The sequence below is a fragment of the Nocardia higoensis genome (assembly GCF_015477835.1).
GTDB classification, from domain to species: domain Bacteria; phylum Actinomycetota; class Actinomycetes; order Mycobacteriales; family Mycobacteriaceae; genus Nocardia; species Nocardia higoensis_A.
Genome location: NZ_JADLQN010000001.1, coordinates 2,494,886 through 2,510,663, shown reverse-complemented (window position 1 = coordinate 2,510,663; position 15,778 = coordinate 2,494,886). Strand labels below are relative to the sequence as shown.

The following is a 15,778-nucleotide window of genomic DNA, read 5'->3' as shown; positions in this document are numbered from 1 at the left end:
GCGGACGACATTTGGGGGTGGGGCGGACTATCGGTTCGAACTCGCCGGGTGATCCGTCCGCGGGGTTGGCGCGGTGGTGGGATACGGGGCGGTCTTCACCAGGGATCGTTGGAGTTCAGCGCGACCAGCAATCGGCGGATGGCCGCCACGCGCTGCTCGGTGCCGGGGAGTTCGTCGAGTGCGCATTCCGGGTCGGCGGGCGGGCCGAGATGGGTACAGCCGCGCGGGCAGTCCTCGATGGCTTCGGCCAGATCGCTGAAGGCGGCGATCACGTCGTCGGGGGTGATGTGGGCCAAGCCGAAGGAGCGCACGCCGGGGGTGTCGACGACCCAGCCCCCGCCGGGGAGCGGCAACGCGACCGACTGGGTGGAGGTGTGTTTGCCCTTGCCGACGCCGGAGACCTCGCCGACGGCGCGATAGGCGTCGGGCACCAGGCGATTCACCAGGGTGGACTTGCCGACCCCGGAATGCCCGATGAAGGCGGTCAGGCGGTCGGTGAGCAGATCCAGCGCGGGTCCCAGCGGGTCGTCGATGCCCGCGTGCACGATGGTCAGGTCGAGATCGGCGAAGACGGCGGCGAACTCGGAGTCCGCGGCCAGGTCGCGCTTGGTCAGGCAGAGAACCGGTCGCAGGCCGCCGACATAGGCGGCGACCATGGCGCGCTCCACGAATCCGGTGCGCGGCGGCGGATCGGCCAGCGCGACGACGATGAACAGCTGCTCGGCATTGCCCACGACGATGCGCTCGAACGGGTCGGTGTCGTCGGCGGTGCGGCGCAGCACGGTGCGGCGTTCGTTGACCCGCACGATCCGCGCGAGGGTGTCGGGCTTGCCGCTGAGATCGCCGACCACATCCACCTGATCGCCCACGACGATCGGGGTGCGGCCGAGTTCCCTGGCACGCATGGCGACGATGCGCCGGTCCGGATCGCCGTCCAGCACGCAGCCCCAGCGGCCGCGGTCCACCGCCACCACCATCGCCTGCTCGGCGTCGGTGTGCTGCGGGCGGGTCTTGGTGCGCGGACGTGAACTCCGGCCCGGACGAACCCGGACATCGGATTCGTCGTAGCCGGAGGCGGAGCGGCGTGGCGGATTCAGCGTGCGGCTCCGCCCGATTCGGCGACCGCCGCATCGCCGACCAGCATCCGGTCCCACAGCTCGACGAAATCGGGCAGGGTCTTGGCGGTGGTGCCGATGTCCTCGATCTCGATGCCCGGCACCCGCAGGCCGAGAATGGCTCCCGCGGTGGCCATCCGGTGATCGGCGTAGGAGTGCCAGATGCCGCCGTGCAGCGGCGCGGGAGAGATCTCGAGGCCGTCCTCGGTCTCGGTGACCTGACCGCCGAGGCGGTTGATCTCGGTGGACAGCGCGGCCAGCCGGTCGGTCTCGTGCCCGCGCAGATGCGCGATGCCACGCAGCCGGGACGGGGAATCGGCGAGCGCGGCCAGCGCCGCCACCGTGGGGGTGAGCTCGCCCACGTCGTGCAGGTCGATGTCGATGCCCGCCAGGCGATCCGGGCCGTGCACGGTCAGCACGTTTTCGGAGAAGCGCGCCTCGGCGCCCATCCTGACCAGGATCTCGCGGATCACGTCACCGGGCTGGGTGGTCAGCCGGGGCCAGTGCGGAATGCTCACCTGTCCGCCGGTCACCGCGGCAGCGGCCAGGAACGGGGTGGCGTTCGACAGGTCCGGCTCGACTTCCCAGTCCACGGCGCGGATCACGCCGGGATGCACCGACCAGATCTGCGGTGCGCGGACATCGGCGGGGGCCTCGACCTCCACGTCGGCGCGGCGCAGCATCTCCACGGTCATCTCGATGTGCGGCATGGACGGCAATGGCGCGCCGTCGTGGTGCACGGTCACGCCTTCGGTGAACCGGGCCGCCGACAGCAGCAGGCCGGAGACGAACTGCGAGGAGCCGGAGGCGTCGATGGTGACCGGGCCGCCGCGCAGCGTGCCCGCACCGGAGACGGTGAACGGCAATGCGTCGCCCTCGATCTCGGCGCCCAGAGTGCGCAGTGCGTCGAGAATGGTCCGGAGCGGACGGAGTTTGGCCTGGCTGTCGCCGTCGAAGGAGACCCGGCCCGCGGCCAGCGCGGCGACCGGCGGCAGGAACCGCATGACGGTCCCGGCCAGGCCGCAGTCGACACTGCCGCCGCGCAGCGGGGCCGGGGTGACCGTCAGGGTGTCGGCTTCGCCCTCGATGCGCGTGCCCAGCGCACGCAGACCGGCGATCATCAGGTCGGTGTCGCGGCTGCGCAGTGCGCCGGTGATGGTGGACGGGCCGTCGGCCAGCGCGGCGAGGATCAGCGCGCGATTGGTGATCGACTTGGAACCGGGCAGGGTCACGGTCGCGTGAACGGGGACGTCGACGTGGGGCGCTGGCCAATGAGTCACGGGGTCCATCTTTGCCGATCGCATCCGTGGACACGCGGGCGGATGCGAACTGTGGCCCATTCGACGCACGGCACCGACCCCGCGTTCATCGGTGCCGTGCGTCGAAGCGAGGCGCACCCTGCTGGTCGCCGGTGCGCCTCGCCCCGGATCAAGGATTACTTGTTACGGCCGTGCAGGAACGGCACGACCTTGCGCAGCATCGCCATGTTCTGCTCGGTGCGCGAGTAGCTCAGCAGCGCCATGCCCGGGATCGTGAACTTCTGGATCGCGATCGAGTGCGGGCGGGTGAACTCGCGCAGGCCCGGCTCGCCGTGGATACGGCCGATGCCGGAGTCGCGCACGCCACCGAAGGGCAGGCCCGGGATCGCGGCGAAGCCGAGCACGGAGTTCACCGAGGTGGCGCCGACCTCGAGCCGACGGGCGATCGCCAGGCCGTCCTTCTTCGAGTACACCGACGACGACAGGCCGTACTTCGACTTGTTCGCCAGTTCGACCGCCTCGTCGACGGAGTCGACGACGCGGATGGTGATGGTCGGGCCGAAGGTCTCCTCGGTCACGGCCTCGGAGTTCTCGTCGGTGCCGACCAGCACGACCGGCTCGATGAACGGGCCCTTGACGGACTCGGGACCGCCGAGCACGGCGGTGGCGCCGTTGGCCAGCGCGCTCTCGATGTGGCGCTTGACGATGTCGATCTGGCTCGGCATCGTCATCGGGCCGTAGGAGGCCTTGTCGTCCGAACCTGGCTTGACGTCGGTGAGGATGCGCTTGACCTCGGCGATCAGCTCGTCGGCGACCGACTTGTGCACGTAGACGCGCTCCACACCGGCGCAGGTCTGGCCGCTGTTGGCGGTGGCGCCCCAGGCGATCGCGTCGGCGGCGGCCTTCACGTCGGCGTCGGCCGCGACGATGACCGCGTCTTTGCCGCCACACTCGAGCAGCACGGGGGTCAGGTTCTCGGCGGCGGCGGCCATGATGCGCTTGCCGGTGGCGGTGGAGCCGGTGAAGGCGATCTTGTCGATGTCGGAGGTGACCAGCGCCGCGCCGGTCGCGCCGTAGCCGTTGATCGTCTCGAAGACACCCTCGGGCAGTTCGGGGTTGGCCTTCTTGAACGCCTGGGCCAGGAAGTTGCCGATGCCGGTGGAGTACTCACTGGGCTTGAAGACCACGGTATTGCCCGCGGCCAGCGCGTAACCGATGGAGCCGTTGGGGGTGTAGACCGGGTAGTTCCACGGGCCGATCACGCCGACGACGCCCAGCGGGCGGCTCTCGATGCGCGCGGCGAAGTTCGACATCATCGCGCCGGAGGAGATCTTCTTCGGCGAGAGGATCTTCTTGGCGTTCTTGGCGGCCCAGGCGATGTGTTCGAGGGCCAGCATCAGCTCCAGAAAGGCGTCGTCGCGCGGCTTGCCGTTCTCCTTGTGGATGAGCTCGGTGAACTCGTCGGCATCGGCGACCAGGCGGCTCGACCAGCGCAGCAGGTGCTTACGGCGCTCGTCGAAGCTCAGCGCGCCCCACACCTTGGCGGCCTTGCGGGCCTTCGCGACGGCCGCGCGCACCGCGTCCTCGTCGGCGACCGGGTAGGTGGCGAGGACCTCGCCCGTCGCCGGGTTGACCGATTCGAGGGTGGTGTCGGGGGCGGTCTCGATAGTTGTCACGTCGGTGGCTCTCCTCTTGCTTCATGCGTTGGCCGGGCGGTGCGCGTGCCGGAGCGGACAGGTGTGATGCATTCCATCCGTTGAGAGAATGCTAAGTCAAAACTCTCACCAGGTCACCCACTATCCCCCGAATTGTTGCCACCGGTGTCGGCGGGGGGTGCCATGCTCGGAAATATGTGCGGACGATATGCCACCACGACGAATCCGGGAAGGCTCGCGGTAGAGCTCGACGCCATCGACGAAACCGCCGGCCCGCAGACCTCGAACGCGCCGTCCTCCGGGGGCGGGCGGAGCGCGGCGAACGCCGACGACGCGAATTACAACGTCGCGCCGACCAACACGGTGCTCACGATCGTCTCCCGGCACGACCGCGAGCACCCCGAAGACGACCCGACGCTGCGGATCCGGCGAATGCGCTGGGGGCTCATTCCGGCCTGGACGAAGGCCGCCGAGCCGGGGGTGCCCGTGAAGGGCAAACCGTTGTTCAACGCCCGCGCCGACAAGGCCGCCACCACGCCGTCGTTCCGCGACGCCGTGAAATACCGGCGCTGTCTGGTCCCGATGGACGGCTGGTACGAGTGGCTGGTCGAACCCGACCCGGCCGGCGGGCGCAAGGCGATCAAACGGCCCTATTTCATGACCAACAGCGATGGCTCGCGGCTGTACATGGCCGGGCTGTGGTCGGTATGGCGCGATCGCGCGCTGCCTGCGAGCGAACCACTGCTGTCCTGCACGATCCTCACCACCGACGCGGTCGGCGACCTCACCCGCATCCACGACCGGATGCCCCTACCCATGCCGCGTGAGCACTGGGACGCCTGGCTCGACCCCGACCATCCGGCGCCCGCGGAACTGCTCGCGACGCCGGAGGACGAGGTCGTGCGCGACATCGTCGTGCGGCCGGTGTCGACGTTGGTCAACAGTGTCAAGAACAACGGGCCCGAACTGCTGACCGAAGTCGACGAATCCCGGGACGAGGCGCAGCGACCGGGGCAGATCAGCCTGCTGTGACCGGGGGCCCGGGCGCGTAGACCTCGCGGATCAGAGCGGACACGGTACCGAGTCGGTCGCCAGATTGATCACGCACTTGACGATGCCGGTGCTCAGGTCGATGACCTCGTTGACGACCGAGCCGCCGAACTCCTCGGCCTTACGGGTCAGGTCGCTGCCTGGCTGATCGCCGCCTGTCTGATCACTGCGGGAATCGTCGGATTCTCGACCGTCGAAAGGCATTTCGGAGGGGCCGGGCTGTGCCGGGATGACCTCCCCGAGCCCGGGTTGCGCGCCTGCGGCCGGGGCGAACACCGGGGTGAGCGCCGGTGTCAGCAGCAGTGTCGCGGTGAGTGCGGGAGCGGCGAGCGAACGGCGGATGCGCGAGCGGCGCGGGGTCGACGGGCGGGCGGACATTCGCATCACTTCCTCGGGTCGGACGAGTCGGACCTGGCTGGAAAACGCCCACCCAGTAACGCACACGGCGCGGGCAGACGTCGCCCGTTCATGGCGTGTCGCCGGTGAGTTGTGAGTACTCCGACACCGGGCGAGGCACGCGCGGCGTGTCGGCAGGCGGACCCTCAGGCGGTGATCGGCGCGACCACCGCGTCGGCGGCCCGCACGAGATCGTCCGGGGCGAGCTCGATCTCGAGGCCGCGCTTGCCCGCGCTGCACAGGACGCGGTCCCACCGCAGGGCGGACTCGTCGATCACCGTGGGCAGTTTCCTGCGCTGACCGAGCGGGGAGATACCGCCGAGGACATACCCGGTGCTGCGCTCGGCCGCCGCGCGTTCGGCCATCGCGGCCTTCGGCGCGCCGAGGGCGCTCGCGGCGGCCTTGAGCGACAACGAGTTCGGGACGGGCAGCACCGCGACGGCGAGCCCACCGGTGGACAGTTCCACGACCAGCGTCTTGAAGATCTGCTCGGGCTCGACGCCGAGGTCGGCGGCCAGCGCGGCGACGGCCTCCGCGCCGAAGGAATCGGCGCGCGGGTCGTGCTTGTAGGAGTGCACGCGATGGGGCAACTTCGCCGTGGTCAGGGTGCGGACGGCGGGGGTCGGAGCGGCGGCCATGGCGACACCCTAGAGCCGCGCGCCCGCGCGCGGCCACCGGTTATCCGCCGGCTCCCCACCGCGGTGACCGGCGTCGTCGGCGGGATCCGCCGGGAACACCGCGCCGCCCGGGTGTGTTGCATGCGAGGGGAAACCCCGAGGACAAGTGAAGGAGAGGCCGGTGTCGGTATTGCTCGACGAACGCCCGCTACGGGGCCTGATGGCCCCGACGGACGCCGGGTTCCCGCACGATCGCGTCGAGCCGGTAGATTCGGCAGGGACGCCGATCGAAGGGACAGGTGTGACGAGCGACGATGACGCGGTGTCCGGACCGGCCGAGTCCGAGGACGAGGCGAGCCTGGCGCAGCGGTTCGAGCGTGACGCGCTCCCGCTGCTCGATCAGCTCTACGGTGCCGCGCTGCGCATGACCAGGAACCCGGCCGACGCCGAGGACCTGGTCCAGGAGACCTACGTCAAGGCGTTCCAGGGGTTCAAGTCCTTCAAGGAGGGCACCAACCTGCGGGCGTGGCTGTACCGCATCCTCACCAACACCTACATCAACTCCTACCGCAAGAAGCAGCGCCAGCCCGCGCAGTACCCGACCGACGAGATCACCGACTGGCAGCTCGCCGCCACCGCCGAGCACACCTCCACCGGACTGCGCTCGGCGGAGGTGGAGGCGCTCGACGCCCTGCCCGACGACGACATCAAGGCGGCACTCCAGGAACTGCCCGAAGAGTTCCGCATGGCGGTCTACTACGCCGATGTCGAAGGCTTCCCCTACAAGGAAATCGCCGACATCATGGGGACCCCGATCGGTACCGTGATGTCGCGGCTGCACCGCGGCCGCAAGCAACTGAAGGGCCTGCTCGCCGACGTGGCGCGCGAGCGGGGATTCCACCGGGGCGAGCGTCAGGAGGTCAAGCAGTGAGTGTCGAGCACGACGACCCCGACATGGAGATGGACTGCACGGCCGTGCTCACCGACGTCTGGCTGATGCTCGACGGCGAGTGCGACGATGCCACCCGTGCCCGGTTGCAGCACCACATGGACCACTGTTCGCCGTGCATCGAGGCATACGGTATCGAGGAGAAGGTCAAGAGCCTGCTCAGTCGTAAATGCGGCGGGGACAAGGCACCCGACTCGCTACGCGCGCGGCTGTCGGTCGAGATCCGCAGGTCGGTGACGATCATCGAGAGCAGCGACAGCCCGGCGGACACCGCCTGAGCGGCACAGCCGCCATCGAAACGAAACCGAGCGGCACGCCTCCCGGAAACGGGGTGGCGTGCCGCTCGATGTTCAGCCTGCCGGCCGCGGCTCAGGAGTTGGGCCGCTTGCCGTGGTTGGCGGCATTGCCCTTGCGGCTACGCTTCTTACGTCCACGCTTACCCATCGGTAGTCTCCCTTCTGATTGAAGGCCATTCTTTCACGTGTGGTTGGCTGTAGCTTCAGCGGATACAGGCCAACCGAACGAATGAGGTGTCATGGCTGAGGAAGTGCGCGCGGAGATGGTTTCCACCGTCTTGACCGTGGAGGTCAGCGTCGGCGACAAGGTCGAACAGGACCAGACGCTGATCCTGCTCGAGTCCATGAAGATGGAGATCCCGGTGCTCACCGAGATCGCCGGTGAGGTCACCGCCGTGGAGGTCGAGCCCGGCCAGGTGCTACAGGCCGGCGATCTCATCGCCGTCATCTCCTAGCGGTCCGGCGCCGGACCCGATATGGCGACGCTGAGCGAACTCCTCGCCGAACACACCGACCTTCCCGGCCTGGCCGTGGACCATCTGCAAAGGGTGGTGGGGGACTGGCAGCTGCTCGCCGATCTGTCCTTCGCCGATCTTCTGCTGTGGGTGGGGGCCGGTCCGGTGGAGGACGGCGCGGATCTCGTCTGCGTCGCCCAGTGCCGTCCCACGACGGCGTCGACCGTGCACGTCGAGGACATGGTCGGTACGGTCGCCTCGCGCGAGGATCATCCGCAGGTGTTCGAGGCGCTGCTGACCGGCACGGTGACCCGTACCGAGGGCGACGCGGAGATGAAGGGCGTCTACCACCCGCACCCGGTACACGCGGTGCGCGAGGCCATCCCGGTGCGCTGCGGCGACCATGTGATCGCCGTGCTCTCCCGCGACACCGACATGCAGCGTTCCCGGGTGCGCAGCAGCCTGGAGATCGCCTATGTCGCCTGTGCCGACGATCTGTGCCAGATGATCGCCGAGGGCACCTTCCCCACCACCGAGGACCGCGCGGCCACGCACTCCAGTCCACGTGCCGGTGACGGGTTCATCCGTCTCGACACCCAGGGCATCGTCGTCTATGCCAGCCCGAACGCGCTGTCGGCCTATCACCGGATGGGGCTGCAGGCCGATCTCGACGGGCAGGACCTGGCCGCCACCACCCGGTCGCTGATCACCGATCCGTTCGACGCCCAGGAGGTCGTCGGCGACATCCAGGCCGCGCTCGCCGGGCGAACCGGCCGCCGCATGGAGGTGGAGGCGCGGGGCGCCACGGTCCTGCTGCGCACCCTGGTGCTGCGACCGCACGGTGAGCTGGCGGGCGCGGCGGTGCTCGTCCGCGATGTCACCGAGGTCAAACGCCGCGACCGCGCGCTGCTGTCCAAGGACGCGACCATCCGCGAGATCCACCACCGGGTCAAGAACAATCTGCAGACTGTCGCGGCGCTGCTGCGACTGCAGGCCAGGCGTACCGAGAACGAGGAAGCCAGAGTCGCGTTGACCGAGTCGGTCCGCCGGGTCACCTCGATCGCCTCGGTGCACGAGATGCTGTCGATGTCGGTGGACGAGGAGGTCGATCTCGACGAGGTCGTCGACCGGCTGCTGCCGATCATGGCCGACGTCGCCACCGTGCACACGACCCGGATCAAGGTCCGCCGTGCCGGCTCTCTCGGCGTGTTCTCCGCCGAGCGCGCCACCCCGTTGGTGATGGTGCTGACCGAGCTGGTCCAGAACGCCATCGAGCACGCCTTCGACTCCGGCCAGACCGGTACCGTCACCATCCGCTCGGAGCGTTCGGCCCGCTGGCTCGACGTGATCATCAGCGACGACGGCCGCGGCCTGCCCCCGGGTTTCAGTCTGGAGGGCTCGGATCGGCTGGGGCTGCAGATCGTGCGGACCCTGGTGACCGCCGAACTGGGCGGCTCGATCGGACTGCACCCCGGTGCCGACGTCGGAACCGACGCGGTGCTGCGTGTGCCGCTCGGCCGTCGTCAAGGGCGCTGACGGCCCGGCCGCTCCATCCTGCCCGGCCTCGGTATCCGACGTTCCGCCGCCGGCATTTGCCGAGAAGATGCCTTGCCTTTACCGGCGGTGCGCGCGCCGAATGAAAGCGGAGTTATTCATGTGGTGTAGGACACGTTGTGAATCGTTCGTCTATTACCGAAAAATTGCAGACAATTCCGCGAAAATAAAACAGCCCGGCACTTGTCCGTGTGCCGGGCTCAATGCGTATACCGGGCCGCCGAATAGGGCCCGGTATCGCTGCGTCGTCTCTCAGACGGTGGTGCGGGTGCGGGTGCGCGCGTTGCGACGCTTCAGCGCCCTGCGCTCGTCTTCGCTCATACCACCCCATACGCCCGCGTCCTGACCGGAGCCCAGGGCCCAGGACAGGCAATCGGCGGTGACGGGGCAGCGGGCGCAGACCAGCTTGGCATCGGCAATCTGCGCGAGCGCAGGACCACTGTTACCCACCGGGAAGAACAGTTCGGGGTCCTCGTCGCGACAGATGGCCTTGTGGCGCCAGTCCATTCCTCTGCTCCTTTGCTGGGCGCCCGGAGAGGCGCCTTAGTGGTTTGTGGTTCGTTAACTTGTGCGACCTGAAGGTTTCCGCACGGTTGCTTGTGAATGCTTTCACGAACACCGTAGATGTCAATAGGTATCCAGGTCACCGTGGGGAAGCTCACGCGATCGGGGTTCCCGCATGGGGTGCCCGTCCGTTCCTTTTTACTCGCTCGCCCGGCTTTTCGCAGCGCAACCGGGAGGTTCGTCACAGGTGTGAGGTCGCTCTCACGACTGCGGAGCCACGACATCGAGCATGCCGGCGACGGCGGTGAAATCCACCGTCTCGCGCTTGCCGATGAAGTCGCCGTCGATTTGCAGGCCGAGAGGCTCCCGCGCCTCGATATGCACGGCCGGGACGTCGTCCTGGCGAAACAATTGGCGCGACTGCGGGTTTCCCTCCGGCGCGAGAAGTTGCCCGGCGACCAGGAGGGTGGGCAGTAGTGACATCGATCTCATGGCGAACACCCCGAGGCCGGTCTCGAACCTCGTGCCGGGATTGGTGCGCACGGGAGTGGAGTTCAGATATGTCCACGGATCGGTGTTCGTCACGAAGACGTAATGCACACCGTCGATCGGCTCATGTCCTGGAATGGTGATTCGCGCCTTCGGTTCATGCCCCTTGGCGCGGAAGAATTGTCGAACTGTTGTGCGAAGATAGCGCGCCGGAGTGGCCGAATGGCCTTTCGCGCGGGCGGCATCTATGGCCTCGCACACATCGGCGTCCAAGCCCACGCCGGCGCTGAAGGTGAACCAGCGGTCGTCGGCCAGTCCCAGGCCGATTCGGCGGTCGCGATTCAGGGTGAGCAGGTCGATGAGCTGGTTGGTCGCTGTGACCGGGTCCGGCGAAATTCCCAGTGCGCGGGCGAAGACATTCGCCGAGCCGCCGGGAATGATGCCCAGGCGCGGGCGCCAGACCTGTCCGTCGTCGAGTTCGGGCAGCGGGACGAAACCGTTGATGGTCTCGTTGACCGTCCCGTCGCCGCCGTGTACGACGATCAGATCCATCTGGTTGGTCGAGGCCCACTGGGCGAGTTCGGCCGCGTGACCGCGGTGCTGGGTGTGTGCGACGGTCAACTGCGTGCGGCTTTCCAGCGCGTGCGCCAGCAGATCGCGGGTGGCCGGGGTGGTCGAAGTGGCATTGGGATTGACGATCAGCAGCGTGCGCACGCCGAGCAGCCTAGTTGCGCGAGCGGCGGCGGCTCGTATCCGGCCGACCGGGCCGACCGGGCCGACCGGGCGGCGTGACGAGCGCGGCGCGCGTCGTAGGCTTGGCCGCGTGGCTGACAGCGACAGTGATGGGACCGGCAAGGGTGAGATCTCGGACCCGGGTGAGATTTCGGCGGACGCGACACCGGTCACGGTGCGCGGCGCGGGCGCGCTGGTGACCCTGGAGGGCGGCGTCGCGGTGACCGTGGCGATCGTGCTGGTGATCCGCGGCCTGCTCGGCCACGATCAGTCCCAGGCCAGTGGCTACGGCACGGCGGCGTGGTTCGGCATCCTCGGCGGCGGGGTGTTCGCGGCGGGCATCGGGCTGTTGCTCGGGCACCGCTGGGGACGCTCGATCGCGGTGATCGCGCAGATTCTGTTGCTGCCCGTGGCATGGTCGCTGCTCACCGATTCCCATCAGCCTGTACTCGGCACGTTGCTCGCCGTGATCGTGGTCGCGGCGCTGGTGATGTTGTTCGCGCCCGCCTCGAACCGTTGGATGGCCGAGGACTATGGGGGCGCGTCTCCCCAGGGATGAACGGCCCGGCGTGAATGGCCCGGCGTGAGCGGGCTCGGGACGAACGGATTCAGGGACGAGCGTTCGGCTCGGACCGTGCCGCGACGGCCTCGGCGAGTGCGCGGCGACAGAGCTGGTCGGCCTGCCTGGTGGTCTCCGGCTGGCGATAGCGCGGGGTGAGAGCCAGTACCTGCGCGCAGGCAGTGTCCAGGCCGATGGCGTGACCCACCGAGACGAAAACCGGTTTCACGCCGTCGCGGGTGCGCAGCGCGCGCCCGACCACCTCGCCGTCGAGCAGTATGTCGGTGGCGTCGCCGCGGCGCGGGCCCGGTTCACTCCACACGCCCCACGCGTTCTTGGCCACACCGATCGTCGGCAGCTCGCACAGCACGCCCACGTGACAGGCCAGCCCGAAGCGGCGCGGGTGGGCCACGCCCTGCGCATCACAGACCAGCAGATCGGGGGTCGTCGTCAGCTGTTCCAGCGCGGCCAGGGTGGTCGGCAGTTCGCGGAAGGCGAGCAGGCCGGGCACATAGGGAAACCGCACCTCACCGTGCGCGACGGCGGTCTCCATAGGCGTGAGGGACCGGGCGTCCAGCACGACCGCGGCCGAGGCGGCCAGGCCGGTCGCGTCGTCGTAGGCGGAGTCGAGTCCGGCGACGGTGGCGAAGGCCGGTGGGCGCGGGTCCACGGTGATCACTCCACGTCGGAGTTCGTTCTGGATCGCCGTGGCCTCTTCGGCGTTCGCGGGCAGCGTGAAAGTCGTGGGGATGCGCACGGGTGTCGTTTCGCAGGACTCAGGAGACGGTCGCGGCCAGCGCCGACAGGTGCGCGCCGCTGAGGCGGTAGCCGGCCCACTCGTCCTGCTCGGCCGCGCCGATCGCCCGGTAGAACTCGATCGAGGGTGTATTCCAGGTCAGCACCGACCACGACACCCGGCTGTAGCCGTGATCGACGGCCTCCTTCGCCAGCGCGGCGATCAGCGCCTTGCCCAGACCGGCGCCCCTGGCCGCCGGGTCGACGAAGAGGTCTTCGAGATAGATGCCGTGCACGCCGTCCCAGGTGGAGTAGTTCAGGAACCAGATCGCGCAGCCGACGACCGCGCCGGTCTCGTCCTCGGCCACGTGCGCGAACAGGGCGGGCGCGGGGCCGAACAACGCGGTGCGCAACTGCTCCTCGGTGAGAGTGCACTCCTCGCGGGCACGCTCGTATTCGGCCAGGTCGTAGACCAGACGCACCAGGGCGGGAACATCGTCGCGGGTGGCGCGGCGGATCGGCGATTCGGACATCGGGTGCTCCGTCGGTCGGGGGAGTCCGGTGCTCACGGACTCCGGTCGGATAGATCTGCGCTCGGCCGGGCGGGACGGTCGGGTGCGCGCGCGGGGCGAGCGGCTCCGGTCAGCCGAGCCCGAAGAGGGTGTCGCCGCGCTGCTCGAGCACGATCTCGCCGAGGACGGCGAGGGATATCTCCGCGTCCGCCCCGCCGGAGCGGTCGACGGGGATACGTGCCACCTCGGCCCCGCTGATCAGATCCACGGCCACGATGGCATCGGGCACCGGCACCAGCAGCCGGGTCGCCATCGCCGCCGGTGTGCCGATCGCGCCCGGGACCGTCCACTGCGGCTCGAAGGTGGCCGAGTTCAGCGCGATCAGGTCCGAGCCGGTGTGCACCAACGACACCGACCCCACCCTGGTCGTCCGCGGATCCTTCATCGGCGCCGGAAGCTCGTGCACGGCAAGCGGATTGCCGTTGCCGTCGAAAACCGACAGGCGCGGCGGCACGGACTCCGAACCCGACTCGGCGCCCGGCTGGTAGAGCAGGATCTTGCTGTCGGACACCGCGAGCACCTTCGCTTCACGCGACTGTGCCCCGGGCCCGGTCAGTACGCGGGAACCGTATTCCTCGGGGACGGTGTTGTCCTTGGGCGACGGGTTCATCACCGTCAGGCGGATGGCCGCGTCGTCCGGACACGATTCCAGCACCGCCAGCCGCGACGAGCCGGAGGCCGCCGAGAGCAGCGCGCAACCCCGGCGGGGTTGGGTTTTCACGTTCACCGGCGCGTCGACATAGCCGTATTCGACGGTGCGCACCAGATCCGAACGCCACACTTCCAGTCGCTCGTCGCCGTAGGCCAGCAGGTAGGTGCCGTCCACCGACAGCCGTACCTCGTCGTCCATGTAACTGCTGCGTGCGGTGCGGCGCGCGCCGTCGTTGCCGGAGAGCATGGTGGCCTGGCTGCATCCGCGCTCGTCCCGGTAGACGGCCACCACCATGCCGAACTGCGCTTCCACCCCGCACAGCGGCATGTCCCTGCGGTAGTGCCACAGTTCGGCGCCGCTGTCCGGATCGCGTCCGGTGACGGTGCCGTCGGAGGCGGTGACGACCGCGCCCCCGGCGACGAGAGCGCGATCGCTCGCGTCGTCGGGGGCGTGCCACAACTCCCGCAGAGTGGTGGGAAGTTCGACCGCGGCCGACGGGGTGGTCGCCGGCTCGACCGCCGTCACCGATTCGGTACCGGTGGCGTCGCCGCGCGCCCACACCACGATCGCGGCGAGCAGCACCGCGACCGCGATACCGATGGCGGCGATGATGTCGGCGCGCGTTCGCCGCTCTGGTGCGAGCACGAATGCGAGATTAGTCGATAGCCCGCTCTACGCCGAAGCCGCTGATCCCGCCGTCGTTTCCACCGCATCGGCGCTCGAGTCGGCCTTCTTACGGGGGGCGCGTTTGCGGGGCGCGGGTTTGTCGGCCCCAGCCGCTTCTCCCGTGGCCCCATCGGTTTCCGCGGTCGCGGCCTTGCGGGCCCGGCGGCGAGGAGCGGCGCCGGTCGCGCCGTTCGCCTGTGCCGTGTCGATCCCGGTCGGGGCGTGAGTCGCCTCGGCGGGTTGGGCCACGGGGTCGGCCGGGGTGGTGTCCGGCCCGGCCGACGTGGCCACCGCTGCGGTCGCCGCAGGTGCGGCCGATGCGTCGGCCTCGGCGGTCGCCTTCTTGCGGGTGGCGCGTTTGCGGGGTGCCGGGGTGTCGCCGTCGGTCGTCTCCGCGGTCGCGGCCTCCGCCGGTTTGCGGGGGGCGCGTTTGCGGGGTGCGGGCTTGTCGCCCTCGGCCGCTCCCGCTGTCGCTGCCTCGGCCGGCTCTGCTGTCGCCGCCCCGATGCTTGCCGTAGTCGCGGCTTCGGTGGTCGCGGCGGCCTTGCGGGCCCGGCGGCGAGGAGCGGCGCCGGTCGCGCCGTTCGCCTGTGCCGTGTCGATCCCGGTCGGGGCGTGAGTCGCCTCGGCGGGTTGGGCCACGGGGTCGGCCGGGGTGGTGTCCGGGCCCGACGCGGTCGCCGCTGCGGTCGCCGTAGGTGCGGCCGATGCGTCGGCCTCGGCGGTCGCCTTCTTGCGGGTGGCGCGTTTGCGGGGTGCCGGGGTGTCGCCGTCGGTCGTCTCCGCGGTCGCGGCCTCCGCTGTCCTGCGGGGGGCGCGCTTGCGGGGTGCGGGCTTGCCGCCCTCGACCGCCTCCGCGGTCGCTGCCTCCGGGGCTTCCGCTGCCTCGGCCGGCTGCACCGTCGCCCCGGTGTTTTCCGAGGTCGAGGCTTCGCCGGTCGCGGCCTTGCGGGTACGACGGCGCGGAGCGGTCTGTCCGTCCGCCGTGCTCACCTCGGTGGCGGCAGGGGCGGTGCCCTCGACCGGCTCGGCGGGGACCTGCGCGACGTCGGTGTCCTGCGCCGACTCCCTCTCGGCCGATGTGGGGGCAGTCGGCGCAGCGGTCACGGTGGTGTCGGTGGCCGCGGTGTCGGCAGGCTCGGTGGCACCGGTGCGACGCCGAGTCCGGCGACGGGGCGCGTCGGTCGCCGGTACGGAAGCCGAATCCGTCGCCGCGGCCGAGTTCTGCGTGGCTGTCGTCCCGGCATCAGGGACTGCCGCCGTAGCAGCGGCCGCATCGACGCTCTGACCGGCCGAATCGACCTGTGCAGCAGCGGTATTCGCGGTCTCCGCCTCGCTCGCCGAGGTATCGGCACACGTGGCGGCGCCGTCGGAAGCCGAGCTGTCGCGCGGCTCCGCGGCTCCGCGCTGCGTCACCGCGTCGGGCTGGGGCGCCGCGTCGGCGCGCGTTGCGGCGTCGGTCGGCGCCGCAACGTTCGCGTCGGCCGAACCTGCCTGGGCGCCAGCGCTGTTCGCCGAGGAGC

At 69.7% G+C, this 15,778-nt stretch carries 17 protein-coding genes; 6 read left to right on the top strand and 11 right to left on the bottom strand.

What is annotated here, in order from left to right; all coding sequences use genetic code 11:
• Window positions 1–95 precede the first annotated feature (95 nt).
• The 3 genes from rsgA to IU449_RS11365 form a co-directional block, all read right to left on the bottom strand.
• Window positions 96–1,097, bottom strand: coding sequence for a ribosome small subunit-dependent GTPase A (rsgA, locus tag IU449_RS11375; protein ID WP_228804466.1), 1,002 nt, complete (start codon window positions 1,095–1,097; stop codon window positions 96–98).
• The gene (aroA, locus tag IU449_RS11370; protein ID WP_416382129.1) at window positions 1,094–2,419 is read right to left on the bottom strand and encodes a 3-phosphoshikimate 1-carboxyvinyltransferase; all 1,326 of its coding nucleotides are present in this window, start codon (window positions 2,417–2,419) and stop codon (window positions 1,094–1,096) included. The genes rsgA and aroA overlap by 4 nt, the downstream gene beginning before the upstream one ends.
• Window positions 2,420–2,550: 131 nt before the next feature.
• Window positions 2,551–4,050 carry an aldehyde dehydrogenase family protein gene (locus IU449_RS11365; RefSeq protein WP_195001775.1) on the bottom strand — a complete coding sequence of 500 codons (1,500 nt, stop codon included), beginning with the start codon at window positions 4,048–4,050 and terminating at the stop codon, window positions 2,551–2,553.
• A 174-nt stretch (window positions 4,051–4,224) separates the two neighbouring features.
• Here IU449_RS11365 and IU449_RS11360 point away from each other — a divergent pair, with 174 nt between their 5' ends.
• Complete coding sequence (locus IU449_RS11360; protein ID WP_195001774.1) at window positions 4,225–5,061, top strand: SOS response-associated peptidase; 837 nt, start codon at window positions 4,225–4,227, stop codon at window positions 5,059–5,061.
• A gap of 30 nt (window positions 5,062–5,091) precedes the next feature.
• Here IU449_RS11360 and IU449_RS11355 read toward each other — a convergent pair whose 3' ends face one another.
• Complete coding sequence (locus tag IU449_RS11355; protein WP_195001773.1) at window positions 5,092–5,463, bottom strand: hypothetical protein; 372 nt, start codon at window positions 5,461–5,463, stop codon at window positions 5,092–5,094.
• Between the two features lie 158 nt (window positions 5,464–5,621).
• Complete coding sequence (gene ybaK, locus IU449_RS11350) at window positions 5,622–6,113, bottom strand: Cys-tRNA(Pro) deacylase (protein ID WP_195001772.1); 492 nt, start codon at window positions 6,111–6,113, stop codon at window positions 5,622–5,624.
• 199 nt (window positions 6,114–6,312) lie between these two features.
• On the opposite strand from ybaK, the gene IU449_RS11345 reads away from it, so the two are divergent.
• The gene (locus IU449_RS11345) at window positions 6,313–7,023 is read left to right on the top strand and encodes a sigma-70 family RNA polymerase sigma factor (protein ID WP_416382162.1); all 711 of its coding nucleotides are present in this window, start codon (window positions 6,313–6,315) and stop codon (window positions 7,021–7,023) included.
• Window positions 7,024–7,046: 23 nt separating this feature from the next.
• Window positions 7,047–7,319, top strand: coding sequence for a mycothiol system anti-sigma-R factor (gene rsrA / locus IU449_RS11340; protein ID WP_195002494.1), 273 nt, complete (start codon window positions 7,047–7,049; stop codon window positions 7,317–7,319).
• 91 nt (window positions 7,320–7,410) lie between these two features.
• On the opposite strand, the gene IU449_RS29825 is transcribed toward rsrA, so the two are convergent.
• The gene (locus tag IU449_RS29825) at window positions 7,411–7,485 is read right to left on the bottom strand and encodes a 50S ribosomal protein bL37 (RefSeq protein WP_110293457.1); all 75 of its coding nucleotides are present in this window, start codon (window positions 7,483–7,485) and stop codon (window positions 7,411–7,413) included.
• 91 nt (window positions 7,486–7,576) lie between these two features.
• Between IU449_RS29825 and IU449_RS11335 the strand changes: the two genes are divergently transcribed.
• Complete coding sequence (locus IU449_RS11335; protein ID WP_195001771.1) at window positions 7,577–7,792, top strand: biotin/lipoyl-binding carrier protein; 216 nt, start codon at window positions 7,577–7,579, stop codon at window positions 7,790–7,792.
• A 21-nt stretch (window positions 7,793–7,813) separates the two neighbouring features.
• Window positions 7,814–9,328, top strand: a complete 1,515-nt coding sequence (locus IU449_RS11330) for a sensor histidine kinase (RefSeq protein WP_195001770.1) — start codon at window positions 7,814–7,816, stop codon at window positions 9,326–9,328.
• Between the two features lie 270 nt (window positions 9,329–9,598).
• Here IU449_RS11330 and IU449_RS11325 read toward each other — a convergent pair whose 3' ends face one another.
• The gene (locus IU449_RS11325) at window positions 9,599–9,853 is read right to left on the bottom strand and encodes a WhiB family transcriptional regulator (RefSeq protein WP_195001769.1); all 255 of its coding nucleotides are present in this window, start codon (window positions 9,851–9,853) and stop codon (window positions 9,599–9,601) included.
• A 258-nt stretch (window positions 9,854–10,111) separates the two neighbouring features.
• The gene (locus tag IU449_RS11320) at window positions 10,112–11,053 is read right to left on the bottom strand and encodes a diacylglycerol/lipid kinase family protein (RefSeq protein ID WP_195001768.1); all 942 of its coding nucleotides are present in this window, start codon (window positions 11,051–11,053) and stop codon (window positions 10,112–10,114) included.
• A 166-nt stretch (window positions 11,054–11,219) separates the two neighbouring features.
• Between IU449_RS11320 and IU449_RS11315 the strand changes: the two genes are divergently transcribed.
• Window positions 11,220–11,630: a hypothetical protein gene (locus tag IU449_RS11315; RefSeq protein ID WP_324188240.1), complete on the top strand. Its 411-nt coding sequence runs from the start codon at window positions 11,220–11,222 to the stop codon at window positions 11,628–11,630.
• A gap of 49 nt (window positions 11,631–11,679) precedes the next feature.
• On the opposite strand, the gene IU449_RS11310 is transcribed toward IU449_RS11315, so the two are convergent.
• The 3 genes from IU449_RS11310 to IU449_RS11300 form a co-directional block, all read right to left on the bottom strand.
• Window positions 11,680–12,387, bottom strand: coding sequence for an endonuclease V (locus IU449_RS11310; RefSeq protein WP_195001767.1), 708 nt, complete (start codon window positions 12,385–12,387; stop codon window positions 11,680–11,682).
• 19 nt (window positions 12,388–12,406) lie between these two features.
• On the bottom strand, window positions 12,407–12,898 hold the full coding sequence (locus IU449_RS11305) for a GNAT family N-acetyltransferase (protein ID WP_195001766.1): 492 nt from the start codon (window positions 12,896–12,898) through the stop codon (window positions 12,407–12,409).
• Between the two features lie 109 nt (window positions 12,899–13,007).
• Window positions 13,008–14,234 (bottom strand): PQQ-binding-like beta-propeller repeat protein, encoded by a 1,227-nt coding sequence (locus tag IU449_RS11300; RefSeq protein ID WP_195001765.1) that lies wholly within the window; start codon window positions 14,232–14,234, stop codon window positions 13,008–13,010.
• Window positions 14,235–15,778: the final 1,544 nt, after the last annotated feature.

What these genes read in the sequence shown, in the direction of transcription:
- IU449_RS11345 (WP_416382162.1), top strand. Translation starts at nt 6,313, where the DNA reads ATGGCCCCGACGGACGCCGGGTTCCCGCACGATCGCGTCGAGCCGGTA.
- IU449_RS11330 (WP_195001770.1), top strand. Translation starts at nt 7,814, where the DNA reads ATGGCGACGCTGAGCGAACTCCTCGCCGAACACACCGACCTTCCCGGC.
- rsrA (WP_195002494.1), top strand. Translation starts at nt 7,047, where the DNA reads ATGGAGATGGACTGCACGGCCGTGCTCACCGACGTCTGGCTGATGCTC.
- IU449_RS11360 (WP_195001774.1), top strand. Translation starts at nt 4,225, where the DNA reads ATGTGCGGACGATATGCCACCACGACGAATCCGGGAAGGCTCGCGGTA.
- aroA (WP_416382129.1), bottom strand. Translation starts at nt 2,419, where the DNA reads ATGCGATCGGCAAAGATGGACCCCGTGACTCATTGGCCAGCGCCCCAC.
- IU449_RS11325 (WP_195001769.1), bottom strand. Translation starts at nt 9,853, where the DNA reads ATGGACTGGCGCCACAAGGCCATCTGTCGCGACGAGGACCCCGAACTG.
- IU449_RS11305 (WP_195001766.1), bottom strand. Translation starts at nt 12,898, where the DNA reads ATGTCCGAATCGCCGATCCGCCGCGCCACCCGCGACGATGTTCCCGCC.
- ybaK (WP_195001772.1), bottom strand. Translation starts at nt 6,113, where the DNA reads ATGGCCGCCGCTCCGACCCCCGCCGTCCGCACCCTGACCACGGCGAAG.
- IU449_RS11335 (WP_195001771.1), top strand. Translation starts at nt 7,577, where the DNA reads ATGGCTGAGGAAGTGCGCGCGGAGATGGTTTCCACCGTCTTGACCGTG.
- IU449_RS11355 (WP_195001773.1), bottom strand. Translation starts at nt 5,463, where the DNA reads ATGCGAATGTCCGCCCGCCCGTCGACCCCGCGCCGCTCGCGCATCCGC.